The 25,709-nt window shown below is 59.7% G+C and carries 24 protein-coding genes; 13 read left to right on the top strand and 11 right to left on the bottom strand.

Features of this window, described 5'->3' with window-relative positions; genetic code table 11:
- Nucleotides 1–397 precede the first annotated feature (397 nt).
- The 5 genes from ACQY1L_RS18855 (at nucleotide 398) to ACQY1L_RS18835 (ending at nucleotide 3,018) form a co-directional block, all read left to right on the top strand.
- On the top strand, nucleotides 398–967 hold the full coding sequence (locus ACQY1L_RS18855; RefSeq protein WP_062459496.1) for a type 1 glutamine amidotransferase domain-containing protein: 570 nt from the start codon (nucleotides 398–400) through the stop codon (nucleotides 965–967).
- Nucleotides 968–1,083: 116 nt separating this feature from the next.
- A complete protein-coding gene (locus ACQY1L_RS18850) occupies nucleotides 1,084–2,160 on the top strand; it encodes a catalase family protein (RefSeq protein ID WP_430245528.1) in 1,077 nt (358 codons plus the stop codon).
- 183 nt (nucleotides 2,161–2,343) lie between these two features.
- The gene (locus ACQY1L_RS18845; RefSeq protein ID WP_156461775.1) at nucleotides 2,344–2,514 is read left to right on the top strand and encodes a hypothetical protein; all 171 of its coding nucleotides are present in this window, start codon (nucleotides 2,344–2,346) and stop codon (nucleotides 2,512–2,514) included.
- A gap of 14 nt (nucleotides 2,515–2,528) precedes the next feature.
- Nucleotides 2,529–2,696 carry a hypothetical protein gene (locus tag ACQY1L_RS18840; protein ID WP_156461776.1) on the top strand — a complete coding sequence of 56 codons (168 nt, stop codon included), beginning with the start codon at nucleotides 2,529–2,531 and terminating at the stop codon, nucleotides 2,694–2,696.
- 184 nt (nucleotides 2,697–2,880) lie between these two features.
- On the top strand, nucleotides 2,881–3,018 hold the full coding sequence (locus tag ACQY1L_RS18835; RefSeq protein ID WP_430245526.1) for a hypothetical protein: 138 nt from the start codon (nucleotides 2,881–2,883) through the stop codon (nucleotides 3,016–3,018).
- Nucleotides 3,019–3,072: 54 nt separating this feature from the next.
- On the opposite strand, the gene ACQY1L_RS18830 is transcribed toward ACQY1L_RS18835, so the two are convergent.
- The 5 genes from ACQY1L_RS18830 to ACQY1L_RS18810 all read right to left on the bottom strand — a co-directional run bounded on the left by ACQY1L_RS18830 (nucleotide 3,073) and on the right by ACQY1L_RS18810 (nucleotide 9,553).
- On the bottom strand, nucleotides 3,073–3,828 hold the full coding sequence (locus tag ACQY1L_RS18830; RefSeq protein ID WP_430262107.1) for an outer membrane protein: 756 nt from the start codon (nucleotides 3,826–3,828) through the stop codon (nucleotides 3,073–3,075).
- Nucleotides 3,829–4,017: 189 nt separating this feature from the next.
- On the bottom strand, nucleotides 4,018–4,485 hold the full coding sequence (locus ACQY1L_RS18825; RefSeq protein WP_174197902.1) for an RNase H family protein: 468 nt from the start codon (nucleotides 4,483–4,485) through the stop codon (nucleotides 4,018–4,020).
- An 83-nt stretch (nucleotides 4,486–4,568) separates the two neighbouring features.
- Complete coding sequence (locus tag ACQY1L_RS18820; protein ID WP_062459490.1) at nucleotides 4,569–5,180, bottom strand: TetR family transcriptional regulator; 612 nt, start codon at nucleotides 5,178–5,180, stop codon at nucleotides 4,569–4,571.
- 26 nt (nucleotides 5,181–5,206) lie between these two features.
- On the bottom strand, nucleotides 5,207–8,341 hold the full coding sequence (locus tag ACQY1L_RS18815; RefSeq protein ID WP_209899193.1) for an efflux RND transporter permease subunit: 3,135 nt from the start codon (nucleotides 8,339–8,341) through the stop codon (nucleotides 5,207–5,209).
- Nucleotides 8,342–8,353: 12 nt separating this feature from the next.
- Nucleotides 8,354–9,553, bottom strand: a complete 1,200-nt coding sequence (locus ACQY1L_RS18810) for an efflux RND transporter periplasmic adaptor subunit (RefSeq protein WP_113111521.1) — start codon at nucleotides 9,551–9,553, stop codon at nucleotides 8,354–8,356.
- Between the two features lie 220 nt (nucleotides 9,554–9,773).
- On the opposite strand from ACQY1L_RS18810, the gene ACQY1L_RS18805 reads away from it, so the two are divergent.
- Both ACQY1L_RS18805 and ACQY1L_RS18800 read left to right on the top strand, forming a co-directional pair.
- On the top strand, nucleotides 9,774–10,058 hold the full coding sequence (locus tag ACQY1L_RS18805; protein ID WP_430245521.1) for a hypothetical protein: 285 nt from the start codon (nucleotides 9,774–9,776) through the stop codon (nucleotides 10,056–10,058).
- Nucleotides 10,059–10,305: 247 nt separating this feature from the next.
- On the top strand, nucleotides 10,306–12,399 hold the full coding sequence (locus ACQY1L_RS18800; protein ID WP_192078506.1) for a catalase: 2,094 nt from the start codon (nucleotides 10,306–10,308) through the stop codon (nucleotides 12,397–12,399).
- Between the two features lie 157 nt (nucleotides 12,400–12,556).
- Here the strand turns inward: ACQY1L_RS18800 and ACQY1L_RS18795 are convergent, their stop codons facing one another.
- Both ACQY1L_RS18795 and ACQY1L_RS18790 read right to left on the bottom strand, forming a co-directional pair.
- On the bottom strand, nucleotides 12,557–13,378 hold the full coding sequence (locus ACQY1L_RS18795; protein ID WP_062459479.1) for a DUF1206 domain-containing protein: 822 nt from the start codon (nucleotides 13,376–13,378) through the stop codon (nucleotides 12,557–12,559).
- 465 nt (nucleotides 13,379–13,843) lie between these two features.
- Entirely contained in the window at nucleotides 13,844–14,146 is a 303-nt protein-coding gene (locus ACQY1L_RS18790; protein WP_430245518.1) for a hypothetical protein, read from the bottom strand.
- Between the two features lie 377 nt (nucleotides 14,147–14,523).
- Here ACQY1L_RS18790 and ACQY1L_RS18785 point away from each other — a divergent pair, with 377 nt between their 5' ends.
- The 3 genes from ACQY1L_RS18785 to ACQY1L_RS18775 all read left to right on the top strand — a co-directional run bounded on the left by ACQY1L_RS18785 (nucleotide 14,524) and on the right by ACQY1L_RS18775 (nucleotide 17,988).
- Nucleotides 14,524–15,633, top strand: a complete 1,110-nt coding sequence (locus ACQY1L_RS18785) for a PAS domain-containing protein (RefSeq protein ID WP_192078508.1) — start codon at nucleotides 14,524–14,526, stop codon at nucleotides 15,631–15,633.
- A 13-nt stretch (nucleotides 15,634–15,646) separates the two neighbouring features.
- Nucleotides 15,647–16,054: a response regulator gene (locus ACQY1L_RS18780; protein ID WP_430245516.1), complete on the top strand. Its 408-nt coding sequence runs from the start codon at nucleotides 15,647–15,649 to the stop codon at nucleotides 16,052–16,054.
- Between the two features lie 137 nt (nucleotides 16,055–16,191).
- Nucleotides 16,192–17,988, top strand: coding sequence for a PAS domain-containing protein (locus tag ACQY1L_RS18775; RefSeq protein ID WP_430245514.1), 1,797 nt, complete (start codon nucleotides 16,192–16,194; stop codon nucleotides 17,986–17,988).
- 49 nt (nucleotides 17,989–18,037) lie between these two features.
- On the opposite strand, the gene ACQY1L_RS18770 is transcribed toward ACQY1L_RS18775, so the two are convergent.
- From ACQY1L_RS18770 to ACQY1L_RS18755, 4 genes are read right to left on the bottom strand one after another with little or no spacing between them, the layout of a single operon-like run.
- Nucleotides 18,038–18,685: a hypothetical protein gene (locus ACQY1L_RS18770; RefSeq protein ID WP_430245512.1), complete on the bottom strand. Its 648-nt coding sequence runs from the start codon at nucleotides 18,683–18,685 to the stop codon at nucleotides 18,038–18,040.
- Nucleotides 18,686–18,687: 2 nt separating this feature from the next.
- Nucleotides 18,688–19,824: a glycosyltransferase gene (locus ACQY1L_RS18765; protein ID WP_209899180.1), complete on the bottom strand. Its 1,137-nt coding sequence runs from the start codon at nucleotides 19,822–19,824 to the stop codon at nucleotides 18,688–18,690.
- A 12-nt stretch (nucleotides 19,825–19,836) separates the two neighbouring features.
- A complete protein-coding gene (locus ACQY1L_RS18760) occupies nucleotides 19,837–20,703 on the bottom strand; it encodes a galactosyltransferase-related protein (protein ID WP_430245510.1) in 867 nt (288 codons plus the stop codon).
- Nucleotides 20,685–22,751, bottom strand: coding sequence for an HAD-IIB family hydrolase (locus ACQY1L_RS18755; RefSeq protein WP_430245508.1), 2,067 nt, complete (start codon nucleotides 22,749–22,751; stop codon nucleotides 20,685–20,687). The genes ACQY1L_RS18760 and ACQY1L_RS18755 overlap by 19 nt, the downstream gene beginning before the upstream one ends.
- A 31-nt stretch (nucleotides 22,752–22,782) precedes the next feature.
- Between ACQY1L_RS18755 and ACQY1L_RS18750 the strand changes: the two genes are divergently transcribed.
- From ACQY1L_RS18750 to ACQY1L_RS18740, 3 genes are read left to right on the top strand one after another with little or no spacing between them, the layout of a single operon-like run.
- Entirely contained in the window at nucleotides 22,783–23,853 is a 1,071-nt protein-coding gene (locus ACQY1L_RS18750) for a glycosyltransferase family 4 protein (protein WP_062578174.1), read from the top strand.
- A complete protein-coding gene (locus ACQY1L_RS18745) occupies nucleotides 23,853–25,043 on the top strand; it encodes a glycosyltransferase family 4 protein (protein WP_430246076.1) in 1,191 nt (396 codons plus the stop codon). Before ACQY1L_RS18750 ends, ACQY1L_RS18745 begins: the two co-directional genes overlap by 1 nt.
- Nucleotides 25,040–25,636, top strand: a complete 597-nt coding sequence (locus ACQY1L_RS18740) for a hypothetical protein (protein ID WP_430245506.1) — start codon at nucleotides 25,040–25,042, stop codon at nucleotides 25,634–25,636. The genes ACQY1L_RS18745 and ACQY1L_RS18740 overlap by 4 nt, the downstream gene beginning before the upstream one ends.
- Nucleotides 25,637–25,709 lie beyond the last annotated feature (73 nt).

Below are 25,709 nucleotides of genomic sequence, written 5' to 3'. Positions count from 1 at the left end.
GTTTCACCTTGCTGATATGGGGATTCCTCCGCGATCTGCGATGTCCCGCGTGCCTTCGTGTCGTGTCGGTCCGCTACCGTACAGGCGCAACATGTTGATGGGGCGCTCAACGAGTCCCATGTATCGGGGAAGCAATCACAGAGATGGATACGATGGTTTCAAGGATCAGGAGAACGCTGACCATGGGCGAACGCGCGGCCGCCTTCGAGCACACCAATGCCGTTGCGCGCGAGACTGCAGATGACGAACGGCGACGTCGGGAGGAAAAAAGCGAGCGCCTCCGGAAACTTCGACTGGCGGCAGAGCAAGGTGACAAGTCGAAGTGTTCGGCTGGATGAAACTTTTCATGCCAACCGTCATTAACGCTCCTCCACATCAAGAAAAGTGAGGAAACACGATGACCCTTCAAGGCAAAAAAATCGCCATTCTTATCGCTCCGCGCGGCACTGAAGAGCCCGAGTTCAAGCAGCCGAAAGACGCGGTCGAGGCAGCCGGTGCCACGGTCACTGTCATCGGCCTTGAAAGCGGCGAGGCCCAGACGAACAACAACGACCTCGACGCCGGGAGCAGCTATACCGTTGACAAGACGGTCAGTGATGTCTCGGCTGACGAGTTCGACGGCCTCGTCATTCCGGGCGGATGCGTGGGCGCCGACAAGCTGAGAGCCGACAAGGCGACGATCGCCTTCGTGCACGCATTCTTCCAGCAGGCAAAACCCGTGGGCGTCATCTGTCACGCACCGTGGCTTCTCGTCGAAGCAGACGTCCTGAATGGCCGGACGGTGACATCGTATCCGACAGTTCGCAAGGACATTGAGAACGCTGGTGGCATCTGGGTCGACAAGGAAGTTGTTGTCGACAAGGGGCTCGTGACGAGCCGCACCCCGAAGGATTTGCCGGCTTTCTGTGCGAAGATCGTCGAGGAATTCGAAGAGGGCAAACACCCACAGCAGGCCCGTAGCGCCTGAGTGACTACTCAGGATGCGGCTCCCCGATGGGCCGCATCCTCAGCCGGCGAGGATATTAGCTTGCGCTGGAACCAGGAGCACTATTCTGGCGTTTTTCGATTTTGAAGGAGCGCCAGATGATTGCAGCCACGCCCGTCCGTTATTCCTCAGACCTCGAAACAGTCAAACCTGATGAGCGCGAGACGATCTCGGGTCTAATCGATCAGTTCGACATCATTCTTGAAAAGACTGCCGAGGATTACGGCCATGCCGTTCGGTCCGTGCACGCCAAAGCACACGGCATTCTTGAGGGTACAATGACCGTCAAGGACGGGCTGCCGCCCGAGTTCGCGCAAGGTCTGTTTGCCAAACCGGGCGAACATCCGGTCTACATGCGTCTTTCCACAAACGCAGGCGACATCTTGCCCGACGCTGTCGCTCTTCCACGCGGGTTGGCGATCAAGGTTGTCGGCGTCGAGGGTACTCGCCTGCCTGGCGCGGACGGCAATAACCAGGACTTCGTGATGGTCAACGGCCCGATCTTCCAGACGCCGGATCCGAAGAAATTTCTCTCCAGCCTCAAGCTCCTTGCCAAGACCACGGACAAGCTGGAAGGCACAAAGACCGTGATGTCCAGCGTGCTTCAGACCGTCAACAAGGGCCTCGAAGCCGTCGGCGTGACGAGCCCCACCATTCAGTCGCTCGGCGGCGCGCCGAATGTCGATCCGCTCGGCGAGACCTATTTCAGTGTCACGCCGTTCCGCTATGGTGACTACGTCGCGAAGTTCCGCGTGAAGCCGATCTCACCGGATCTGACCAAGCGCACCGGAACCGAAATCGATGCCAGCGTCCGCGAGAACGCCATCCGTGAGACGGTACAGGCGGAAATGCAGGAAACGCGAGGCCTTTGGGAATTCCAGGTCCAGCTCTGTCGCGATATCGAAGCGCAACCGATCGAGGACCCGACCGTAGAATGGAAGGAAGACGAAGCTCCGTTCGTGACCGTTGCCACTTTGAGCGCCGCTCCGCAGGATAGCTGGAGCGACGCCAAGGTGCAGAAGGTCGACGAGGAAATGCGGTTCAGCGTCTGGACCGGCCTTGCAGATCACCAGCCTCTCGGCGGCATCAACCGGGCACGTAACGAAACCTACCGCCACTCTGCCGATTTCAGAGCCAAGTTCAACGGCTGTCCGTTCCACGAACCGCAGCAATAACCGCAGGTCAAACACCGGATTTCGGCGAGATCGACGTCTCGCCGAAATTTACGTTTAAATTTCAAAAGAAGACGGCACTGGTGGATAGGCCGCACGGATTGTCCTCACATTCCGCTGCGCCTCGAAACGGCCGGAACTATGCGGCTCGCGGACTGTTCGCCTCCTTGAATGAAAGGAAATGCGATGAAGCCCGAAGATGAACCCAGTATCGACAAAATGAGAGACCCGCCTGAAGTCCGAAAGAAGAAGGGACTGTTAGGGCGCGGAGTGATCGTCGTGCTTGGCATATACGTGCTCGGCGCCTTCAGCCTGTATATCGCAATCGTCATCTACGGGCTCATGAGCTCGTCGTGACAGGACTGGAAGGAATGACCGTGAAGAACCCACCGGTTACCGAGGACGCCGACAAAACGCTGATCGAAAATGATGGGCACCAGCGCTTCAAGGAAAGCGTCGACACGACGCGTACTCCGGAGCAGGAACGCAAAGACGCCTCGGAGAAAACGGCTACGCCCGGATACGGCACAACCAAGTGAAAGGGCGCTGATGTCACAGAGCGGAAATCAAGGCCCGGACTGGTGGTTCGCCTGGCTGGGCCGGGACAACACAGGCACTGGCATGCTGCGGTTCCTGGCGCTGCCACTGTCGTTCATCGTGGTGGTCGGAATTATGTTCTGGACCATCTGGCCATCGTGAATCTCTGACCAGAAGGAGAATAAAATGAGTGACGACAAAAGGACCGGAAGCGATGCGGATCGCACGAGCGAGAATGCCGACAAGGACCGTGAGGATTTGCTGAAGAAGGCCGAAAAAGGCCTTGAAGACGCCAAGGGCGAAAAGCCCGAGGGCGAGATCTGAAACGTCTCAAGCAGAATAGGTCTGGCCGGTCGCGAAACCGGCCAGACCCTCAGATCAAAACTGGCGACGCAGGCCGAATGTCACAGCATGGCTGCGGAAGTCGGTGCTCGACGTGGATCCGTCGCGGGCCTCGAAGTTGAAATCGTCGGCAGCTGTGAAACGATACCCGATATCGAACGTCGTGTTGTCGAACAGCGACGTGTTCGTGAACAGACCGATAGCCTGCAGATTGATGCCAACGCCGGCATCAAGGTGGTAGGCGAACTGGGTGTCGGCATCATCCATCAGCGTGCCGGTACCGGTTCCGCTGACGCCCTGCTTGCGCAGTTCCAGGTTCATGAAACCTGCACCGCCGCCGACGTAAGGCGTGATCGCGCTGACTGCGCCTTCAGCTGCAAGCGGGATATCGAGATAGCCATTGACATAGCCCTGGAACGAGCGAGCGTCGCCGTAGGAGTCGATACCACTAACGCCGCCAAATCCGGAAACGCTGTGTTCGTCGACAGACGCGCTGCCATAACCAAGTTCAAGCTCGAGGCGCGGCGAAACGAAGCCCATCGATCCGAAGTTATAGCCGGCGCGCAGTGCGCTGTAGTAGCCGACGTCATACTCGGTGGACACCGACGCGGCGCCGAAATCAAAGCCTGTATCGTCAAGGAAGTTTACGGAGCTCAGCGAACCAAAGTAAAAACCAGACGTCGCCGGTGCGGCAAGCGGAGTTTCCATGGGCGCGAGATCTGCGGCAGACACCGGGACTGCGATTGCCGAGGCGAGGAGAACGGTGGCCAGGGCTTTTGAGAGAGTGTTCATGACATATCCTTTAGTGGTCCGATGCCTGATCGGTGATTCAATCCACTATCAGAGTCGCGCTGTTTGCTAACGGAAAGAGCTAATAAAGATGATCTTGCAGTAGCGACTGCACAATCACAGTTGCAAGTCCGCCACATGACTTCTGTCAAGTTCAGCAGGTCTTTTGCGCTTGGGAGCCGGCAACGTGCCTTATCCCAGACCCAAGGCTGATCTCGCTGCCGCATCGGCCTGTTCATTTCCGGAGATTCCGGAATGCCCTTTGCACAATTGAATTGTGACAAGCGGGTTGCGCTCGAGGAAAGCGTCCAGTTCGCGCCAGACATCTGCATCCGGGATTGGCCGACGACGTTCGTGCGGGTTTGATCTTACCCGCTTCCAGCCGTTGCCGCGCCAGATGAACCGCCATCGACGACACCCTTCGACGACATGGGCGGAATCGGTCCAGATCACCGCAGCCATTCCCGTCGCTTCGGCTTCAAGCCAAGACGCCGCCCGCATGACAGACAGCACCTCGAACGTATTGTTCGAGCTGCCGATGGTCGTCCCCGAGGCGACATGGATCTGCACGTCGCCTTTGAAAGCGACGATCGCCCAGCCCCCAGATCGGGAAGCGGCGTCGAACGAGCCGTCGGTATAGACCTGGAAGATATCGGTCATCGGGGAAAGCATAGCATCGACAGATCCGGCGACAATGTCCACTTGCTTGACCGAGCCTGCCGATTTCTCCCCATCCATCACGATCAGCGCCTGAAGGTCGCGAACAGCTTTCGGACGCTGTCTCCGCCCAGGATGACGAGGTCGAACTTCCGGCCAAACAGCAGCCACTCCCAACAGATACCCTTCATCTGCCAGTGCACGGCGCGGCTGCACGCGGCAGGAGTCCACAAGGGTGACAGCTGTCCCTTGTCTTCAGCCTTGGCAAAGATGCGCTCCATGTTTTTCGTGTGCTCAGCGCTGAGGGCGTCCATCTCCTGCAGGACAGGTTCGAACTCATGTTCGAAGTTCGTTCTCAGAAGGATCGTGAGGAGCCGCTGACGCTGGACGTCGCTTGCGAGCATCCCAAACCAGTCGAGAGCAATGGTTTCCACCGCCGAGATCGGATCAGTATCCTCGCAACCCGAGCCGGCAGCGTCGCTCATGTCGACCCGGGGAAGCTGCGCCGCGTTGTAGAGTTGGAGGAACAGGTCGCTCTTGCTGGCAAAGTGCCAGTAGACCGCTCCACGTGTGACACCAGCGGCAGCCGCGATTTCGTCCAGAGTACTGTTGGCGACGCCTTTCTCGAAAAAAAGCTGCTCGGCTGCGGTCAGGACGGCACAGCGCGTCTCGGCCGCTTCGGCTTTCGTTCGTCTCATCCTTGTCCTCCTCTTCCCGCTCTCCCCTACTCCGCCGCTTTGGGAGCTGCCTTTTCTGCTTCGTGGTTCGGCTCCTTCACGCGGAAGACTTTCATCACGAAGACGAAGAACACGGGAACGAAGAAGATGGCCAGCAAGGTCGCCGAGATCATCCCGCCGAGCACGCCGGTGCCGATCGCATTCTGACTGGCAGCACTGGCACCGGTGGCAATTGCCATCGGAACGACGCCGAGGGTGAACGCAAGCGACGTCATCAGGATCGGGCGGAAGCGCAGATGCGCTGCCTCGACCGTCGCATCAAACGTGGAGCGGCCTTCGGCGCGGAGGTCCTTGGCGAACTCGATGATCAGAATGGCGTTCTTCGCCGACAGACCGATAATGGCGATCAGACCCACGAGGAAGTAGACGTCATTCGACATTCCCCGAAGCATGACGGCCGCAACCGAACCGATGACCCCGAGCGGCACGACGAGCATGACCGAGATCGGGATCGACCAGCTTTCGTACAAGGCTGCCAGCAGCAGGAACACGAAGAGCACGCTGAGCGCGATCAGGGCGGGTGCCTGCGACCCCGACTGGATTTCCTGCAGCGACTGGCCGGTCCATTCGTAACCGAAACCGTTCGGCAGTTCGCCGGCAAGCCGTTCCATCTCGGTGATGGCGTCACCGGAGGAGAAGCCCGGTGCTGCCTGGCCAGCGATGCGGATCGACGGGTAGCCGTTATAGCCAACAACCTGCGACGGGCCCCGGACCCATTCGACCGACGCGAATGAGGCCATCGGCACCATGCCGCCATTGGCGTTGCGGACGTTGAGCCGCAGCAGGTCTTCTGTCTTCATGCGCTGCTTGCCGTCGGCCTGAACCTGCACGCGCTGCATGCGTCCCGCATTCGGGAAGTCGTTCACATAGGACGAGCCGAGGTTTGCGGTGATCGTCGAGTTGATGTCGCCGAATGTGACGCCGAACGTGTTGGCTTTCTCACGGTCGATGAGGAGGTTCACCTGCGCCGCATCCGGCATGCCTTCGATGCGAACGCCTGCGAGAACCGGGCTCTTGGCAATTGCGGCCATCAACTGGTCGCGCGCCGCGCCAAGTGCCGTCTGGCCGTTGCCGGCACGATCCTGCAATCGGAAGGTAAAGCCGGACGAGTTGCCGAGACCCTGGATCGGCGGCGGCGACAGCGAGAACGCGATCGCATCGCGGATGCCGAAGATCTGGCCGTTGATCCTCTTTGCGATCGCATCAGCCGAATCCTCGGGACCGCGATCCGACCAGTCCTTCAGGGTGATGAAGGCGAGCGCGGCATTCTGGCCGCTGCCGGAGAAGGAATAGCCGTTGATGGCGATAATGCGCTCGACGGCCTTTTCACTGAGCGCGATCTTTTCGATCTGCGCGACGACCTCGGTGGTGCGGTCGGTGCTTGCCTCGGCCGGTGCCTGAACGTCGACGATCAGGAAGCCTTGGTCTTCGTTGGGCAGGAACGAGCTAGGCAGCTGCAGATAGGCCCAGCCGAGGCCGACGAGAAGCGCGACGTAGATGACCATGAAGCGACCGGATCGCTTGATGATGCCACCGACCGTGCGGGAATAGCCATGCGAAGCCTTGTCGAAACCGCGGTTGAAAATGCCGAAGACGCCCTTTTTCTCGTGGTGATCGCCTTTGATCGGCTTGAGGAACGAACCGCACAGTGCGGGCGTGAGCGACAGGGCAAGGAAACCCGAGAACAGGATCGAGACCACCATGGTCAGCGAGAACTGCTGATAGATGATGCCGACCGCACCGGGGAAGAAGGCCATCGGGATGAACACCGCACTCAGGACGAGCGTGATGCCGATGATGGCGCCCGAAATCTGGCCCATCGCCTTGCGGGTCGCTTCCTTCGGCGACAGCTTTTCCTGCGCCATGATGCGCTCGACGTTTTCGACGACGACGATGGCGTCGTCGACGAGAATGCCGATCGCGAGCACCATCGCAAACATGGTGAGCACATTGATGGAGAAGCCGGAGACATACATCACCGCACAGGTGCCAAGCAGCGCCACCGGGACGACCAGTGTCGGGATCAGCGTGTAGCGGATGTTCTGAAGGAAGACGTACATCACCACGAAGACGAGGATCATCGCCTCGATCAGCGTATGGATGACCTTCTCGATCGAGACTTCCACGAACGGGCTGGTATCGTACGGGATCTCGTATTCGATGCCGGACGGGAAATACTGCTGCAGCTCTGTCATGACCGCACGCACGCCTTTCGCCGTATCGAGTGCATTGGCGGTTGGCGACAGCTGGACGCCGATGGCAGCGCTTGGCTTGCCGTTGAGGCGGCTGGAGAAGTTGTAGCTTTCGCCGCCGACCTCGATGCGGGCGACATCGCGCAACCGCACCGACGAACCATCGGGATTGGCACGCAAAACGATCGCTCCGAACGCTTCGGGATTGGTCAGCTGGCCCTGGACGTTGATGGTTGCGGAAATCTGCTGGCCGATCGGGTTCGGCGTCGCGCCGATACGACCGGCGGCGACCTGCGCGTTCTGGGCGCTGATCGCAGCCGTAACATCGGAGGCCGTCAGCTTGAGGCCGACCATCTTGTCGGGATCCATCCAGATCCGCATGGAGCGCTGGGTGGCGAACAACTGAGCACTGCCGACGCCGGGCACGCGGCGGATCTCGCCAAGCACGTTGCGGTTCAGATAGTCGCCGAGACCAATGACGTCAGTATTGCCGTCCGTGGAGGTCAGCGACACGACCATGAGGAACGATGTGCCTGCCTGCTCGACGCGCACGCCCTGCGATGTGACGGCGCCCGGCAGGCGGGGTTCGGCGCGGGCGATGCGGTTCTGCACCTCGACCTGCGCTTCGCCGATATTCGTACCGGGTGCGAAGGTGACGTTGATGGACACGCGGCCCGACGATTCAGACGTCGATTCGAAATAGATCAGCCCGGGAACGCCGTTCAGTTCTTCTTCGATCGGACGCGTCACGCCTTGGTAGATATCGTCTGGCGAAGCGCCGGGATAGTTGGTGGAGACGGTGATCTGCGGCGGCGCGACATTCGGATACTGCGCGATCGGCAGCATCGGAATTGTCAGCACGCCTGCGAGCATGATGAAGATTGCGACGACCCAGGCGAAGATCGGCCGGTCGATGAAGAAACTTGCCATGTAACCTGGTCCTTACTTCTTCGCCGGCTCTGCAGGAGCCGCATTGGCGTCGCCTTGCGCCGACTGCTCCGTCGCCGGCTTGTCCGCGGACCAGGGCTCAGGCTTAACGGTGGCGCCGGGAGCCGTCTTCTGGAACCCCTCCGCAATCACGCGGTCGCCGGCCTTGAGGCCCTGCGAGATGACCCAGCGTTCGCCAAGCGCACGACCGACGGTGACGCGGCGCTGCTCGACCTTGTCTTCGGCGCCGACCACGAGCACGCTCGCCTGGCCGCCGGAATCGCGCTGCAGGGCCTGCTGCGGCACGGCGAAGGCGTCGCGCTCCAGACCTTCCTCGATCTGCACGCGGACATACATGCCCGGGAGGAGATCCCCATTGGTATTGGGGAATTCACCGCGCAGGGTCACCTGCCCAGTGGTTTCATCGACCGCTGCTTCCGAAAACAGCAAACGGCCCGTTTCCGGGTATTTGGTGCCGTCGTCGAGCATGAGATAGGCGTTCGCCTCGTTCGGTCCCGTCATCAGCTTGCCGTCCTGCAGCGCCTTGCGCAGGCGGATCAGATCGGCGGCCGGCTGGGTGAAGTCCGCATAGATCGGGTCGAGCTGCTGGATGGTCGCGAGGTTTTCAGAGCCAGTCGAGCTGACCAGGGCGCCTTCCGTGATCAGCGCACGGCCGATGCGGCCGCTGATTGGTGCCGTGACATTGGCGTATTGCAGGCTGAGCTCGGCCTGGGCAAGGCCGGCCTGGGCGACGGCGACTTGAGCGTCCGCCTGCGCCAGTGCAGAGATCGCGGTATCGAGGTCCTGGCGAGTGGCGACGTTCGATTTGCTGAGCTGGGTCTGACGATCGGCGGTCTGGCGAGCCTGCATCTGCGCTGCCTGCGCACTCCGAAGCGTGGCCTGTGCGCTGTCGACCTGAACCTGGAACGGTGCCGGGTCGATGCGGTAAAGCACGTCGCCCGCCTTGACGATGGAGCCCTGTTCGAAGACGCGCTCGACGATAATCCCGGAGATACGCGGGCGCACCTCGGCGAGACGGGTCGGAGCGATACGTCCGGGCAGATCGCTGGTGATCGGCAAGGTCTCGGGCTGTACCGTCACCACTCCAACGGGCGATGGCGGCGGCGCCGGAGGTGCTGCGGCTTCTTCCTTCTGGCACCCGACGAGGGCGAGGAGGCAGGTAATGGTCAGGATAGATCGCAACGCCTTAGGCATCGAGTGCTCCGCACAAGGATAGTTTACATACAGTCGGGCACGTATATAACCGCCGTCTAGTTTTGTGCAATGCACATAATCGGTGGTTCACGAAGGATTTACGGATGCTGTCAGGATTTTTCGGAGCGGTTGAAGATACACCTGTTTCTCCGGCGAAAGCCGTCGTCGTTGCGATTTCGAGCGACGGCCTGGCTGACGTCGCGACGGCTGAGGACGGGCAATGAACACCGTTACCTGCCATGGACACACCATTCGGATGCTGAACATCAGCGGCACTCTTTGGATCGCGGCACCTGACGCGCTTCGTGCGCTGGGCGTCGATATTGCGCGTAAGGGTGCAAGTGTTCACCTGCAGAAGCTGCCGCGAACGGAAGTGAGACTTGTCACGTCATCCCAGTATCCGGACCTGTTCGCGGGGCGCCGCGGCAACCCGAGGATGAACCTCGTGACAGAGCAAGGGCTTGCTTTGCTACGAGAGCAATCGGGAAAGTTTTGCGCGGGTTAGGCATCTCTCCCAGCCGACTGGCCTCACCGCAGCGCCTCCTTGAACGCCGGTCCGGACACGAATGCAGGCACAGCGGACTACGAGACACCTTTACTGACCACTCTCGGGAGCTCTGCCCACAGCCAACGCCGGTGCCTGACCTGCAGCTTTGAAAGCAATCCCTTGGATAATCTCTCCGACGGGCGCTTGCCGCAGCGTCGCGCGGGCATATCTGTTGCTGGATTGAATTCGAGCAAAGGACCATCCAATGGCTGACCCGACGACATATGATACGGACCGCGGTGAAGGCGGCGAGACCCACCAGCATGTTCCGTCCGATGGCTCGCATCCTGCTCAGGCCCACCTGACGACAAACCACGGCGTTCGGATCTCCGACAATCAGAACAGTCTGAAATCCGGCAATCGCGGTCCGAGCCTGCTTGAGGACTTCGTTCTCCGCGAGAAAATCTTTCATTTCGACCACGAACGCATCCCTGAGCGCATCGTGCATGCCAGAGGCTCTGCCGCACACGGTTACTTCGAGCTCACGGAATCCCTCAGTGACGTGACAAAAGCCGACGTGTTTCAGCGTGTAGGGGACAAGGTTCCGGTTTTCGTCCGCTTCTCGACCGTTGCAGGCGGCGCTGGCTCTGTCGATACCCCTCGCGACGTTCGCGGCTTCGCCGTCAAATTCTACACGCAGGAAGGCAACTGGGATCTGGTCGGCAACAACATTCCGGTCTTCTTTATCCAGGATGCAATCAAGTTTCCCGATCTCATTCACTCGGTGAAAATGGAAGCTGACCGCGCCTATCCGCAGGCCGGCAGCGCGCACGGTACCTTCTGGGATTTCGCGTCGCTGATGCCTGAGACCACCCATATGCTTCTATGGGCCATGTCGGACCGTGGCATTCCGCGCTCGCTGCGCATGATGCAGGGCTTTGGCATTCATACGTTCCGCTTCGTCAACGAAGAGGGCAAGTCGACCTTCGTGAAGTTCCACTGGAAGCCGAAGCTCGGCGTTCAGTCGACGATCTGGGATGAGGCGCTCAAGCTTCAGGCCGCCGACAACGACTACCACCGTCGCGATCTCTGGGAAGCCATCGACAGTGGTGATTTTCCGGAATGGGAGCTCGGCGTTCAGCTTTTCGACGAGGAATTCGCAAGCAAGCTCCCCTACGACGTGCTCGACTCCACCAAGATCATCCCGGAAGAGATTTTGCCGGTCAAGATCGTCGGTCGGCTTGTGCTTGATCGCAACCCCGATAACTTCTTCGCCGAAACGGAACAGGTGGCTTTCCTGCCGTCGAACGTCGTCCCGGGAATCGACTTCTCCAACGATCCGCTTTTGCAAGGCCGGTTGTTCTCCTATCTGGATACCCAGAAATCGCGTCTCGGCACGGCCAATTTCCATCAGCTGCCGATCAACGCGCCGAAGTGCCCCATGCAGAACTTCCAGCGTGACGGCATGATGCAGATGAGCGTTCCGAAGGGTCGTGCCAATTACGAACCCAACAGCCTCTCAATGGCTGGAGAAGAAGGCGGCCCTCGCGAGTGTCCCGCAACTGGCTTCCGGTCGTTCGAACGGGCGACAGGTGATCAGGAACAGGGCGACAAGCTGCGGGTCCGCGCCGAGCTTTTTGCCGACCATTACAGCCAGGCACGGATGTTCTGGAAGTCTCAGACAGCGTCCGAGCAGGCGCATATCGCGTCGTCTTTCGTGTTCGAGCTTTCCAAGGTCGAGTTCGATCACGTTCCGCCGCGCGTTCTTGGCAATCTTCTGAACGTTGACGAGGAGTTGGCGCAGCGGGTCGCCGATGGTCTTGGAATCGACCTTCCGGCTGCCAATCCGGCTGCACGGGAACCGGTCGATCTCGATCCGTCGCCAGCCCTGTCGATCCAGAAGAACATGGTCGAGACGGTCAAGGGTCGAAAGATCGGCATCCTTATTGCTGATGGCACCGATGCGAAGGCATTGAGTGATCTGAAGAACGCCATCAGCCAGGCTGGCGCCACCGCATTCGTCGTTGCGCCTAAGATCGGAAAGGCAAAACTTTCCGACGGCAACGTAACGAAAGCCGATGGTCAGCTCGCCGGTTCGCCGTCACAGCTCTTCGACGCGGTCGCGGTTCTCCTCTCGAAGGAAGGCAGCGACATGCTGACCCGAGAAGCAGCAGCGGTCCAGTGGGTGATGGATGCGTTCGGCCACCTCAAGGCTATCGGCCATACGAACGAGGCCCAGCCACTGCTGCAGAAAGCCGGCGTCGAAACCGATGACGGTGTTGTCGGGATGGACGGCTTCCTGAAGGCCGCTGCAAAGCGGTACTGGGATCGCGAACCCAAGGTGCGCATGCTCGCCTAACGCAATAAATAGCCCTGCGTGTCACTGCTTTCGTGGCATGCCGGATATAGCAAATGAGGGGGTGGGAACGGACCGTTCCCACCCCCTCACGCGTTTATGATGGTCGCGATTTCGATGACCAGCTGAGTTCAGGATCCCAGTCAACGGTCCCGATCGGCTAGTTGAAGGGCCGGCTGACAGTGCGCTTGACGTCTGCCATGGAGGGGCCACGGACTGTCCGGTATCTTGCGGCGACAAGGTTATAGATACCGAACGCTGCGAGCCCGGCTGCGATGACGATGAAGATGGTCGCACCGCCCGGCAGCTCGCTCAACCAGTCCATCGCGTCAGCCATGCCGCCAGCTTGATCAGGATCGACCTTGAAGCCGGCATAGGCAAACAGGATGCCGACAACGGCAAAGACGACACCGCGGGCGACGAGACCGTATACACAGACATAAGTGAGCCAGCTGGCGTTGCTCGGGATGCTGATATACTTCTCGAATTTCCGCGTCAGGCCCTTTATCATGGTAACGACACCTCCTGCGAACAGTCCAATGCCGGCGATGATGGCGAGGTAGGAGCCGAAAGGTTGGGACATGATCCATGTCGCCAGGCCCTTCTCTCCAGAACCACCGCCTCCGCCGCCCGAAAAGACCGAAAGCCCGATTGCGTAGATCCCGAGACCGACATAGGTCACGGCGCTGCCGAGAAGGCTTGCTCGAATGACCATTCCTTTGGCATCGCTGCCATGTCCGTCACTGTCGGCCAGAGCCTGGGCAAGCCGCCAGGCCACAAAACAGAAAAGCCCGATGCCGATTATCCCGACCCACACCTTGCCGAACGGTTGATCCAGCAACGACGATATGGCCGACTTGCTTTCGGGACGACCGCCGCCGAAGCTCGAAAACAGCGCCAACGCCGCAACCAGAAGAAAAACGACACCTCGCGCGGCATAGCCGAACTTAGCTAGCATCTCAAAACGAAATTCCTGCGGCACGCGCTTCTCCCTGGACGACGTCGGTAAAGGATCGAAACGCTCGGTACGGCATAAGGTTGTCGAAAACTACAGGTGAACCTCAAAGAAGAACCGCATCGCCTTCGTTCACATCCCTGTTTGCCACAAAGCGCAAGCTGCAGCGCCAAAGCGCAGGCCGGTCGAGCGCGCCTTATGGCTCGCCCAAAACGAAAAAGCCTGCCGCGGGAGGAGGTGCGGCAGGCTTTTCGAAAAGATCGAACAACGGCTGGGAGGAGGAGTGCCGCTGTTCTGCCAGACGCCCATTGGGAGGAGTGGGTCGCCTGGAACACGAAGCTCTGCGGGAGGAGGTGCATTGCTTCGTTGGAAGACTGGATATTCCATTTATCCGAATGTAGGAAGGCGGCATGTTGCAGTGCAGCTATGCACAATACGCGGCACTACCTCGTTGACGGCTCGAGGATGAGTGCCCATGAGTCGCGTTCTCTCCTAGAATTTTCTGACCGGTGACGGAGCGTTGTTGGATCGGCCTGGTTTTTTCTTTGGAGCCTCAGACGCGAATGCTGCGGGCGGGTACCAGTATCCGTCGCTGTGGCGCCGGTAGCCCTGACGGCGTTCCTTCATACCGCGGTGGCCCTTGAGCATATGCTGTTTGCCCTGTTGCTTCTGGACAAGCTGAACGTCACCCCTGGAAAGCGGCTTCGCCCCCATCATCTGGGCATTGGCAGTGGAGATCCCGGTCAGCACGAGTATGCCGACCAATCCTGTCGCGAGGTATGCAGAGTATTTCAATGTCAGCTCGTTTGATAGCAAGCGAACAACAGCAAAAGCTCGTTGCGGTTCCTATCAGGGATCTGACATTTACGTTTATTTACAGTTATTTACACTTACTGAAAAGCGCACGATCAGCAAGCGAGAGGCGCTCAGGGATATCGGCGCGAACCGATCATATGAGATGGTTGTCAGCCGAGTGCTTGTTTCCCACTGCATCGGTCTTTGGTGTTGTCCCGGTGATATCCTGCACGACGATCAAGATCTGTGCGCTGTTTAGATGCGGCGTCTGAAGCGGCCGCGTGACACAAAGCACCCAAACCGTCGTGTGGCTTTACCGCGCGGAACATTTAGCCAAGAGCACGCGTTGGAAAGAAAATTGTAAATTAGGCATGCTCATGAACGACTCGATCTCGGCGAAAAGGGGGGCACAGGACGCCGGGGACAAGCTTCTTGCAGAGCATTCTTCCAAGGATCCCTTCTCCGCAGCATTCAAAGCAACCCGGATGCCGATGATCATCACGGATCCGCGCCAGTACGACAATCCGATCATCTTTTCCAACAAGGCCTTTAGTGACCTGACCGGATATCCGGCGGACGAACTGGTGGGACGCAACTGTCGTTTCCTGCAAGGACCCGAGACCGACCCAGCGTCAGTTCAGAAGATAAGGGAAGCAATCAGGGATCAGAGGTCGATCGCGATCGATATCGTCAACCACCGGAAAGACGGCTCGACGTTCTGGAACGCTCTTTTCATCAGCCCTGTGTTCGACGATCAGGGCGATCCGCTCTACTACTTCGCGTCGCAGCTTGATTTCACAGATGACAAGACGTTGGAGATGCAGTCCGCTTCGGCGCGTCGGAGAGCCGAGGCGGAGGTCGCTGCCCGAACAGCAGAACTCACCCAGGCCCTCGATGCAAAGACGACCCTCGTACACGAGGTCGACCACCGCGTCAAGAACAACCTGCTGACCATCGCTTCGATCGTGAAACTCAAGGCCAGGAAAACACGGGACGAAACGGTCCGGCATACGCTTTTGTCGGTTCTCAACCGTGTCGAGGCCCTCAGCACGGTGCAACGCAAGCTCTTCATGTCGAACGACGTCGGTCGCTTCGATGTCGCCGACTTTGCCCGCGATCACGTTGTCGACCTTGTGGGATCGCTCGGGCGCGACGATATCCGGATCACCATGGATCTGTCACCGGTTCTTGTGCCCGCCGCCAAGGCCTCCCCACTGTCTCTGATCGTCAATGAACTCATTGGCGATGCGGTCCGACGCGGATTGAGCGTGGGCGGTGGAGAGATCCACCTCGTGGTCAATCGTCCAAACGGGCATTTCATCATCGAAGTCCGCGATACGGCCGATCCGGTTGACGTCGACGAAGAGGATAACGAATTCGGACGGCTGATGCTGGAGACGTGCTGCCGTCAGGTCGAGGCCGAGATCGAACGTGAGGTAGAGGGTCGGCGAACCACTGTTCGCATCATCTTGCCGCTAGATAGCTGATATGGAGCATAGCTTGAAAATCATGATCGTTGAAGACGAGGCCCTTCTGGCGCTTGAGCTCGAAGAAGAAGTCGAGGCGGCGGGCCATTCTGTAATCGGTCAGGCCATGAACCGGAAAAAGGCGCTGGCCATTCTGGAAGGCCAGATACCGGAATTTGCCTTTGTCGATGTGCATCTGACCGATGGCCCGACCGGACTCGAGGTCGGGCGGCACCTTGCCGACCGGGGGATCCCGTACGTATTCATCACAGGAAACCTGAAGCGCATTCCGGAAGATTTCGTGGGTGCAATCGGTGTAATCGAGAAGCCGTATACGATGAACGGCTTGAAGAATGCTCTCGAATACATCGCGCGACTTCTGCGCGGCGACATCGGGTTGATTGTTCCACCCAGCATTATCGTCGCGCCGCCTGCACCGTAACGCAGACTGATTGAACTACCGGGAACTCCCCGCAACATTCGCCCACTGCCGTCTCGCGGCTACCTTGCACTCGCAGTTCAGAAACGGCCGACAATGACTTCGACACGGATATCCATACGCTTGCGATCGGATACACAATGAACACGGTATCCCAGCGACCGCACGAAGTCGCATTGGCAAACACGATGGACGTTGCTCTCATGGCGGAAATCCTGTCCGCGAGCGACGACTGTATCAAGGTTATCGACCTCGCCGGCAACATTACGTTCATGAGCGCTGGCGGCATGCGCGTCATGGAAATCGACGATTTCGAAGCCATCCGCAACTGTCCGTGGCCTGATTTCTGGAAAGACGACGGGAACGCGGCAGCGCGCGAAGCGCTTGAGGCTGCGCGCTCCGGACGGAGCTGTAGCTTTGTCGGGACGGCGGAAACGGCCAAAGGAAACTCGCGGTGGTGGGAAGTGAAAGTTTCCCCAATCCTTGGAGGAGACGGCAAGCCCGATCGGATCCTGTCCATCTCCCGCGACATCACAGGAACGAAAAAGGCGGAACAGGCAGCCATTCGCTCCGAGCGCCGGATGAAGGAAACTCTCGAGGCTGGAAGCCTCGGGTATTGGGAGCTCGACCTCGCGACGATGGCACTCCAGACCTCTGACGTGTGCCGGGAAAACTTCGGTCGTCACATGGACCAGTCCCTCAGCTATGACGATCTGCAGAGCGCTATCCATCCCGACGACTTGCCCCGCATGCAAGCCGCGGTGGAGGAAACCCTGGCAGGAAGCTCGGACTACGATGTCCAGTACCGCGTCATCCGTCCCGACGGTGTTGTGGCCTGGGTGCTCGCGCGTGGCCAGCTCGTCCACGATGACCGGGGGCAGGCCGTCGCGATGTGCGGCGTATCGCTCGATATCACCGAGCTCAAATCCATGCAGGACAAGCTTTCACGAAGCGAAGAGCGCCTGCAGCTTGCTCTCGGCGCATCGACAATGGTCGGCATCTGGGATTGGGATCTGAAGACGAACCTGATCTATGCCGACCCCAACTTCGCCGAGATCTATACGGTAGAACCGGGTCGCGCAGCCGCTGGCGCGCCGCTTGAGGAATACACCCGGAATTTCCATCCCGACGACATGCCAGCGTTCGAAGCGGAACTGGGGCGGTTGTTCGAAGGACAGTCGACCTTCGATAACGAATACCGCATCATCCAGCCAGGTGGCGGTGTTCGCTGGGTCCACGCAAAGGGCCGTCTCATCCGCGACTCTTCCGGCGAGCCCGTGCGTTTTTCGGGTGCATCTGTCGAAATAACCGAGCGTAAGCAGGCCGAAGAAACGCAAAAGCTGCTGATGCACGAACTCGCGCACCGGGTCAAAAACACGCTTGCCGTGGTGCAGGCCATCACCACCCAGTCTTTGCGCAACGCCCAGACGGTGGACGATGCGCGCGACAAGATCCAGTCGCGCCTCTCCGCTCTTTCCAAAGCGCATGACATGCTGACGCAAGAGGATTGGCGCGGAGCAGAATTGCGCGATGTGGTGGCCAACACTGTCTGCAATATCGGGATGCAGGATAGCGACCGCATCAAGGTTCGTGGGACGACCGTCATGCTCGGACCCCAGGCTGCCATGTCCTTCGGCCTTGTACTGCACGAGCTGATGACCAACGCCGTCAAATACGGTGCGCTTTCCAACGAGGTTGGCCATATCGATATCGAGTGGTCTGTCGTGCCACAGGGTGGCGAGAACAGGCTTCAGTTTAGTTGGATCGAAGTGGACGGACCCATAGTCGCCGTTCCAGAGCACAAGGGTTTCGGATCAAAACTGATCAAGTCGAGCCTGGGCTCGATGGGATCTGTTGATGTCGCATATAATCCCACAGGACTTGTGCTGAAGATGGATGCGTCAATGGCTCAAATCGGGGCCGTGCTCACAGTCTGAGGTGAAGCATCCAATTGCTATCGGCAGCAGTTAGCACTTCCCAACTGTGCTAGCTGTTCAGCCATGCGTCCTTGACGTCGGCCGTCGCGTTGTCGGGCTTGGAATCCCCAATGAAGATCAGTACCGGTCCGCTGTTCTTGCGAACCGGATCGTAGAAATCGAGTAGATCAGGATACTCGTTTTGGATGAAGCCCGGGAACGGTTGCTGGTCGCGTAGGAAATGGTCGACCACGACCTGGTCGCCGTGCACGGAGTTGGGAACGGCACCGCAACTGCCCGGCGCAATCCAGTGATCCGGATCGCGTTTGAACCGCTCGTACAGAAACGAGAAATCGTCTTTGTTCCAGCGCATCAACGCGGTCGACGCTCGAGACTTCAGGAAATGATCCTCCATCACAACGGCATCGCCTTTTGATGCAAGCTCGCTGGCCGAGGACATGAAGATCGTGTCCAGGTCGCAGAGTATGTTGACATCGTCGGAGAGCTCGGGACGGAAAGCCTCGAATTTCGACCACCACTTCGGCCAGTCATGGCGAAATTTGACGGTCTCGACACCGTCCATTGCCTCATTGAAATCCGTGACACAGACGATGCGATCAAGGCCGGCAATATGCCGCCTCGCCCCGCGGGCAAGGCGTTCCACCCAGATCGGCTCGTAGCGCCCCCCGGAGCGCAGGACGGTCGTCAACGTGACCATGATCAGACGACCTTGAGCAACGGGCTTGCAATACGCTGCGCACCACCCATCCAGAGCTGGTCGCAGAGCTCTTCCAGCCAGTTTGCGGCCCTGGCCGCAGCGGCCGGCTCGTGCAGAGTTGCAAGTGCTTCCGTGTCGAGCTCTTCGGCACGCTGCAGAAGCCCCCGCCATCCCTCGTAATCTCCCGGCCAGTATGGAGCGGAAACCGCTGCGCCAAGTCGGACGAGCTCGGATGCCTTGCGATGCTGTTCGGAAAAATACCGCCATTCGGGCATCACCACGAATTTCCGGGCCGCACGCGCAATCTCATGAACCGTGTTGTCGCCAGCGGAGGCCACAACGATATCGGCCGCTGCGATATGGTCCGTGACGTTGTCGACCCAGCCGAGTTCCTTCAAATTGGGGAAATCCGTCTCATGGCCTTCCCGCAGAACAGGACCGGCGACGAGCCACAGCGCATCCGGGACGGCCCGTGCGGCAATCGTCAGCGGCGCATAGGGCGTGCCGCTGCCGCCGCCACCTGTCATGACCAGCACGATCTTCTGATCCGAGGGCAGCCCAAGTCTCTGGCGTGCCTCTGCACGGGACAGAACCTGATCGCGGGTGGTGCAAAGACCACCCGTATAGAACGTCTTGTCGCGAAGATGGCGCGGATAGTCCTGCTGCTCCATACGCTCGTCGAACGGCGCCAGAATGCCGACCATCGCTTCGTAGGATCCGATATGACCGACGTCGTTGCGGTCGCCGTGGAGGCGCATCTGAACTGTTGGGGTGGAGCAGATCCGACCCAACATTCCGATCTCCGACGACACGTCCACGACAAACAGACCAATATCGCGGTCGTCGAGATGCTCGACGATGGTGCGCATCGTTTTCCGCATCGACGGCAGGCCCAAGGGAACGCAGTGCATGACCGATGGTGTAGGCTCATCGAACAGCCGCGCGGTCGGGACCGTTTCGCCGATCATGTTCGGCAGCGCGACGACCTCGACGCTTGAGCTTACGGACTCGAAATAGTCCGGCCCGGCCGTCAGAACAGAGACCTGCCTGTCCTGGCTGAAATGCTCGGCAATGGCCATAATACGGTTGGCATGTCCGCGGCCCTGATGATGGGCGAAAAACGCGATTGGCTTTTTCATACTCGATGATTCCTATGAATACAGAACGGTACCGGGCTGTCGCGCGGCCTCAATTTCAGTCGGGTCCGGAAAGCGCAGGACGTCCAGCGCATCGCCAACCTCCTCCCATCGGATCAGCCCCGCCGCGCGGAACTGGCCAAGCCAGTAGCCCATGCACCAGCGGCCATGCTTTTCCTGAAAGAGGCGGGCATTGCGAAGGATCGGGTCGAAGTTGTGCAGAGGCGGTATGAGGACCGGGTGATGCTGGTGGTAGACGCGCGCGCCACCCACCCGGTAGGTCTTCACTCCGGCCTGCTCTGCCGATGCGGCGAAGTCGGTTTCTTCCCCGCCATAACCGACGAAGCGCTCATCCATACCGCCGATCGCTTGCCACGTGCGTTTTCGCAGCGCGAAGGACAGGCCCCAAAGCTGGCCGCCATCCGGTTCCTGCTCGACACGGCCGAATTCAGGAAACCGAGGCTTGGAGACATGCGGTTTGCCGAGCTCGTCGAGCACACCGTAGTCTCCCCGGAAGTCGGTCACTTCGGCAGGCAGATACAGAACTTCGCTCAGACAGATCCCGTCATGCTCGTTCAAGGCGGCAGAGTAGGATTCAACAACCGTTGGCGACGCGATGCAGTCAACATCGAGAAACATGAGTGTGTCCCCCGACGCCGCGTTTGCCGCCGCGTTCCGCGCCTTAGCAAGCGGCAAGTCCTCTCCCTCGACGAACACGTGCTTGACCGGAAACGGCAGGCTCGGCAGATCCTCGAAAGGCTCCGGCTGCATCCAGGCGATCACGAGTTCCGTCGGAAGGCACGACTGCTCCCCAAGGCTGCGCATCAGGTTGGCGAGATGTCGCTCGCGGCCACGAACCAGGGTCAGGACACTGAGAGACATTCAGCCTCCGCCTGTCTGCGGAAGTGGAGAACACCTTCGATTATGCCTGCCGCATGGGTTTCTGAGGCGATATAGGAATGGCTGAGTGCAGGAAGCGTGGCCAGTCCATCCGAGTAGTTGGCGACGATGATCGACTGCGGGATGGCCTGAAGCATCTCGATATCGTTGCCGGAATCGCCGGCGACGAACACCATGTTTTCAGACAGTCCAGCACCACGACGGACGTAGTCAACGGCCGTACCCTTCGATGCCTTGAGCGGCAGGACGTCGAGGTACCGTCGATGGCTGTGGATCACCGACGCGCGCAAACCTGCCTTTTCCAGCAGTTCCTTGATGCGTGCCACGACGCCGCTCGAGCCGTCACTGAAATAGCTGAGCTTGAAATCGCGCTGTTCGAGTGACGCCTGCGGGGTGAGGAAGCCTGCCTTGCGCAGAACTCTCTCGATGCCGCTTCGGTCCCAGTTCTCGGCGATGCGCTCGGCCCAATGCCGGTCATACTCGTAGGAGACGCCGTTCTCGCTCAGGTGATAGATCTCGGATCCGACCGAGGTGATCATGACTTCCGGCCTTGGCACATCCTCCTGTTCGAGAATGGCCATGGCGCTGTGGAAGGAACGACCGGTCGCGACCCCGAAAGACAATCCACTCTGCTGTCGCCGCCAATTGCCAAAGGCATGAAGATGCGGAACCGATCCCACCAGAGTGTTGTCGATGTCGCTGATCAGTAGCTGCGAGGGCTTTTCCGTCTTGGCTGCGGGCTTGTCGATCAGCTCCGAGAGCAGGCCGTGATACCGTTCGGTATGTCGTGCCCAGTCATAACAGGCGACAGCACGTTCGCCGGCCTTGGAGTAAGTCTGCCACGTTTCCGAGCAGCCCAGGATTTTCAGCGCGGCGGAAGCAAGACCGTCCTCGTCGCGCGGGTCTATCAAGACACCGTTGCCGCAGGTCTCGACGATATCATTGGGGCCGCCGCTGTCTGTCGCGATCAAAGGCAGACCAACGGCCGAGGCTTCCAGGAGCGTCAATCCGAACGGTTCGTTGAGTGCCGGATTGACGAAAATGCCACCGCGATCGCGAGCATAGGCATAATAGGCTGGCACCAGATCCGGTCGATGCATCTTCGGATAGGCGATCTTGCCGTACAGATCGTATGTATCGACGAGATGAAGGATTTCGCGCAGGTTGTCCGCGAGATCCGGTTCGAGCTCGTCGATTTCGCAGCGGTTGCCGGCGAGGATCACAAGGTTTGCAGCTTCCTGGAGCGCTGGCGACTTTCCATAGGCCCGTACAAGCCCGATCAGGTTCTTCTTGGTGACCGGGCGCGCGATGGCAAGCAAGACAGGCTTTTCCGGTTCAGCGAGAAAACGGGAAAGCTGGACCTCGACAGTTTCCGATGACTGGGCGCCCTGAAAAGCATCAAGGTCGCTGCCGGGCGGAAGCACGCGGATTTTGCCGGCGTCGTAGTTGTCATATCCTTTGTACTGCAGCTCAGCCTCGTCGCGCGAGGACGCAATGATCAGGGACGCCTCTTCAAGCGCGCATTCTTCCGCCGCAAGACGATGCGTCATGGATGCATCCGATGCGATTTCCGGCATGGCCGCAATTTTCACCCTGCCGAGCGAATGCCCCGTGAAAACGAAAGGAATGCCCAACTCCGTTTTGATCCGCGCAGCGACGACCGCAGCATCCGCGTAATGCGCATGGACAATGTCAGGAAGCCCATGTTCGCGAAGGTGAGCGATCAGCGCTTCGCTGAAGGATGCAACCTCTGCATGCATATCCTCTTTGCTGACATAATCGGGGCGGTTGGTACGCAACCGTACAATCGAAATCTGGGGGCTCACGGCCTCGGAAGGCCGCTGATAGTCCTCGCCGTGGCCTTCGAAGGCGCGCGTTGCGATCACTATTTTGGAGGCGGTGTCAGAGGCTTCACAGGCGCCGACAAGATCCATCAAGTAGCGGATATGCCCGCCGGTATCGGCCGTTAGCCCATACTCGACATTATTTCCGCGCAGACACCCTTGAAGTGCGACATGAAGAACGAACATACACAACCTTTCTGAGCAACAAGGATACAAAATGCTAGAATGCGCACCGGAACTCCCGAAGCCGATAAGGGTTGCGCAGGTTGCACCAAGTATCTTCCCCGTTCCTCCCCGCGATCATGGCGGAACGGAGCGTGTGATCCACGATCTCTGCGTAGCGATGCAACGCCAGGGTTGTGAGGTGACCCTGTTTGCGGCATCCGACAGCACCACGCCGGTCACCCGGATCGGGTCCCTGCCGAGCTTGCAGTTTCTGGAGAGCGAACACGGCACCGTGCCGCCTTCGATACCGGCAGTGCTCGAAAGCGTGACGTTGGATGAGGTTCGCCAGCGGCTCGCCGAGTTTGACATCCTGCATTTCCACGGCGAGTTCTTTCACGCGACCTTGTTGGGCGATCAGCGCTCGAAATCGCTGACAACGATCCATTGGCGCGTCGACGAGCTTGACCGGAAGCTGTTCTTCAATGCCTTCCCCGACCTGCCGGTCGCGGCCATCTCAGCGTCCCAGCAACGTGGGATCCCAGAAGCCAACCGCGCCGGCGTCGTCCTTCACGGCGTCGACGGAGACCGCTTCGAGCCCTCCTTTGAGCCCGGTTCCTATCTCGCCTTCATCGGGCGCATGACCGACCAGAAGCGGCCGGACAAGGCAATCGACGTTGCGGTCGAGTGCGGTCACCCCATCAAGCTCGCCGGTACGGTTGACGTCGGCAATCCTCTCTATTTCGACACCTATGTCCGGCCGAAGCTTGGCGATGGTGTCGAGTATGTCGGCCCGGTCGGTGATGCGGCCAAGAGCGAGCTGCTCCGCGGTGCGACAGCGCTGCTGTTTCCAATCGACTGGCCGGAACCGTTCGGTCTGGTCATGATCGAGGCCATGGCCTGCGGCACGCCCGTGATTGCGTGGAACAAGGGTTCGGTCTCCGAAGTGGTGGAAGACGGTGTCACCGGCTTTATCGTCGAGAACGAAGCGCAGGCAGTCGAAGCGGTCAACAAGGTGGGAAGCCTCGATCGCCGCCGCATCCGCGCCCGGTTCGAGGAGCGCTTTACCGCAGACCGCATGGCGCGGGACTATATCGAGATATACAAGAGGATGCTGAAGTCGTGATGCGGACAGCCCTTCTCGCCTGGGACTACCCGCCGTCTCCAAGCGGACTTTCGACGGCGGCCAGGGAGATCGCTATGGCGCTCGCTGGCGAGGGCTGCGACGTGACTGTCTTTACGCTCGATCGCTCGGGAGCCGAGGACATAGACGGCGTTCGCGTCGTCGGTTGTGATATCCCGGATCAATCCCGTATCGGCCGCCTGCGCAAATGGGCAGCGATCGGTCACGCCGCCGCACCGCTGCGGTTCCGGCAGGCCGTTTTGCGTGATCATGCGGCAAAGCCCTTCGACGTGGTGGAAGCAACCAACTGGTACGCGCCAGCGAGTTTGCTGACGGGTCGGCACGGATTTGCGCTTGTGACGCGCAATTCGACGCCCGCTGCCTGGAGCAGGATGGCTGAGCTGCCGGTTCGAGACAAGCTGGACGCGGCTGCTGCGGACTTGCTGGAAAAGAAGCAGGCAGGGTCGAGCGCCGGGCTGATCTCCAACACGGACGAACACGGTCGACGGATCGTCGACCTCTACAAGATCGATAGCCAAATACCGCATCGGACGATCGGTCTTTCGCTGCCGCCTGAATTGCTGAAGACGGCACAGTCATCGCCCTACCCGGCTGGAGAGGAACCTGTCAGAATCCTGTTCGTCGGACGTGCGGAACAGCGCAAGGGTTTTGCAGAGCTGATGGGTGCGGTAGAAATTCTGGCCGCCGAAGTCGCTTCCGGAACACTTCCTCCGTTTCACGTCAATCTGCTCGGCGTGCCGTCCGTCGATCTGCCGTCGCAGATGAGCGCTCATGCGCGCGAACGGGTAACCGCCCTGGGCCGCCAACCCGACGAAATGCTCCACGACCTCTATCGGCAGGCTCATATCGTTGCGGCACCGTCGCGATACGAAAGCTTCGGACTGGTTTACCAGGAGGCGATTGCGTTCGGGCGGCCCGTGGTTGCGTCGGCTGAAGATCCGAGCGCGCGGGAATTCGTCGGAGCCACCGGAGCCGGGCTACTCGCGGAACGAACGCTTCCCCAGGACATCGCAGCCTCCTTGCGATCCATTATCCAGTCGCCACAACTGCGCGAACAACTGCATCATCGCGCCGTGCTGGCAGCCGGCCGTTTCGATAGACCCTATCTCGGTCGCGAGACCATGGCGCTCTACCGGCAGGCAATAGCCAAGTCTGGAAAGGCAAGATCTTGAAGGACGAGACAAACATCCGAGACGAAAGCCATATCGCGATCATCGGCAACTCCCCTGACTTCGTCGATGCCGGGCAGATGACGGATCGCTGTGACTGGGTCACGCGCTTCAACAATACCGCTGGGTTCATGGACGTCTCGGGGACGGCGATCTCCGAACTGGTTCTCGTCAGCCGCGGCGGACAGGCGACCGAATGGCTGGCCGACCCGGAGTTCACCAATCGCCCCGCGGTGCGGAAAGCCGCACTGATTACATTGGTTTTTCCGCCGAGTTCGGATCCCGGCGACGAATGCGGCGCCTTGGAGCTGACGTCGTTGCTGGAGGGCATCGGAAAATGCGTGCGCTATATCGAGCAATCCGTTCACGATCAGGCCCGACAGGAGCTGGAGGCACGTGGCGCGGCGCCGGACGCAGCCTTGAGCTCGGGCTTTGTCTATGCGTTCGAAACCCTCCTCGATCGCCCGGAAGATGCACCGCCTGTGATCGTGGCGGGCTTTTCGTTCGAAGGCTGGGACGGTCATGCCTGGGCCGCCGAAAAGCGCTGGTTCGAAGACATGCAGAAGTCGGGACGGCTCGATATTCGCGGGCTGTAAACCCGTCGTCAGGATAACGGCTGGCGCGTTCTGTGGCTGTCCAAGCCGCTTGCCCGACCAGAATTTCTAAATG

The sequence above is a fragment of the Neorhizobium sp. DAR64862/K0K3 genome, from assembly GCF_050500185.1.
GTDB classification, from domain to species: domain Bacteria; phylum Pseudomonadota; class Alphaproteobacteria; order Rhizobiales; family Rhizobiaceae; genus Neorhizobium; species Neorhizobium soli.
Note: the sequence above shows the minus strand (reverse complement) of the source record. Positions and strands in the feature narration are given on the sequence as shown.

Bases quoted from the DNA above. Each gene is read 5' to 3' on its own strand.
- ACQY1L_RS18855 (WP_062459496.1), top strand. From the start codon at position 398: ATGACCCTTCAAGGCAAAAAAATCGCCATTCTTATCGCTCCGCGCGGC.
- ACQY1L_RS18850 (WP_430245528.1), top strand. From the start codon at position 1,084: ATGATTGCAGCCACGCCCGTCCGTTATTCCTCAGACCTCGAAACAGTC.
- ACQY1L_RS18845 (WP_156461775.1), top strand. From the start codon at position 2,344: ATGAAGCCCGAAGATGAACCCAGTATCGACAAAATGAGAGACCCGCCT.
- ACQY1L_RS18840 (WP_156461776.1), top strand. From the start codon at position 2,529: ATGACCGTGAAGAACCCACCGGTTACCGAGGACGCCGACAAAACGCTG.
- ACQY1L_RS18835 (WP_430245526.1), top strand. From the start codon at position 2,881: ATGAGTGACGACAAAAGGACCGGAAGCGATGCGGATCGCACGAGCGAG.
- ACQY1L_RS18830 (WP_430262107.1), bottom strand. From the start codon at position 3,828: ATGAACACTCTCTCAAAAGCCCTGGCCACCGTTCTCCTCGCCTCGGCA.
- ACQY1L_RS18825 (WP_174197902.1), bottom strand. From the start codon at position 4,485: ATGACCGATATCTTCCAGGTCTATACCGACGGCTCGTTCGACGCCGCT.
- ACQY1L_RS18820 (WP_062459490.1), bottom strand. From the start codon at position 5,180: ATGAGACGAACGAAAGCCGAAGCGGCCGAGACGCGCTGTGCCGTCCTG.
- ACQY1L_RS18815 (WP_209899193.1), bottom strand. From the start codon at position 8,341: ATGGCAAGTTTCTTCATCGACCGGCCGATCTTCGCCTGGGTCGTCGCA.
- ACQY1L_RS18810 (WP_113111521.1), bottom strand. From the start codon at position 9,553: ATGCCTAAGGCGTTGCGATCTATCCTGACCATTACCTGCCTCCTCGCC.
- ACQY1L_RS18805 (WP_430245521.1), top strand. From the start codon at position 9,774: ATGAACACCGTTACCTGCCATGGACACACCATTCGGATGCTGAACATC.
- ACQY1L_RS18800 (WP_192078506.1), top strand. From the start codon at position 10,306: ATGGCTGACCCGACGACATATGATACGGACCGCGGTGAAGGCGGCGAG.
- ACQY1L_RS18785 (WP_192078508.1), top strand. From the start codon at position 14,524: ATGAACGACTCGATCTCGGCGAAAAGGGGGGCACAGGACGCCGGGGAC.
- ACQY1L_RS18775 (WP_430245514.1), top strand. From the start codon at position 16,192: ATGAACACGGTATCCCAGCGACCGCACGAAGTCGCATTGGCAAACACG.
- ACQY1L_RS18770 (WP_430245512.1), bottom strand. From the start codon at position 18,685: ATGGTCACGTTGACGACCGTCCTGCGCTCCGGGGGGCGCTACGAGCCG.
- ACQY1L_RS18765 (WP_209899180.1), bottom strand. From the start codon at position 19,824: ATGAAAAAGCCAATCGCGTTTTTCGCCCATCATCAGGGCCGCGGACAT.
- ACQY1L_RS18760 (WP_430245510.1), bottom strand. From the start codon at position 20,703: ATGTCTCTCAGTGTCCTGACCCTGGTTCGTGGCCGCGAGCGACATCTC.
- ACQY1L_RS18755 (WP_430245508.1), bottom strand. From the start codon at position 22,751: ATGTTCGTTCTTCATGTCGCACTTCAAGGGTGTCTGCGCGGAAATAAT.
- ACQY1L_RS18750 (WP_062578174.1), top strand. From the start codon at position 22,783: ATGCTAGAATGCGCACCGGAACTCCCGAAGCCGATAAGGGTTGCGCAG.
- ACQY1L_RS18745 (WP_430246076.1), top strand. From the start codon at position 23,853: ATGCGGACAGCCCTTCTCGCCTGGGACTACCCGCCGTCTCCAAGCGGA.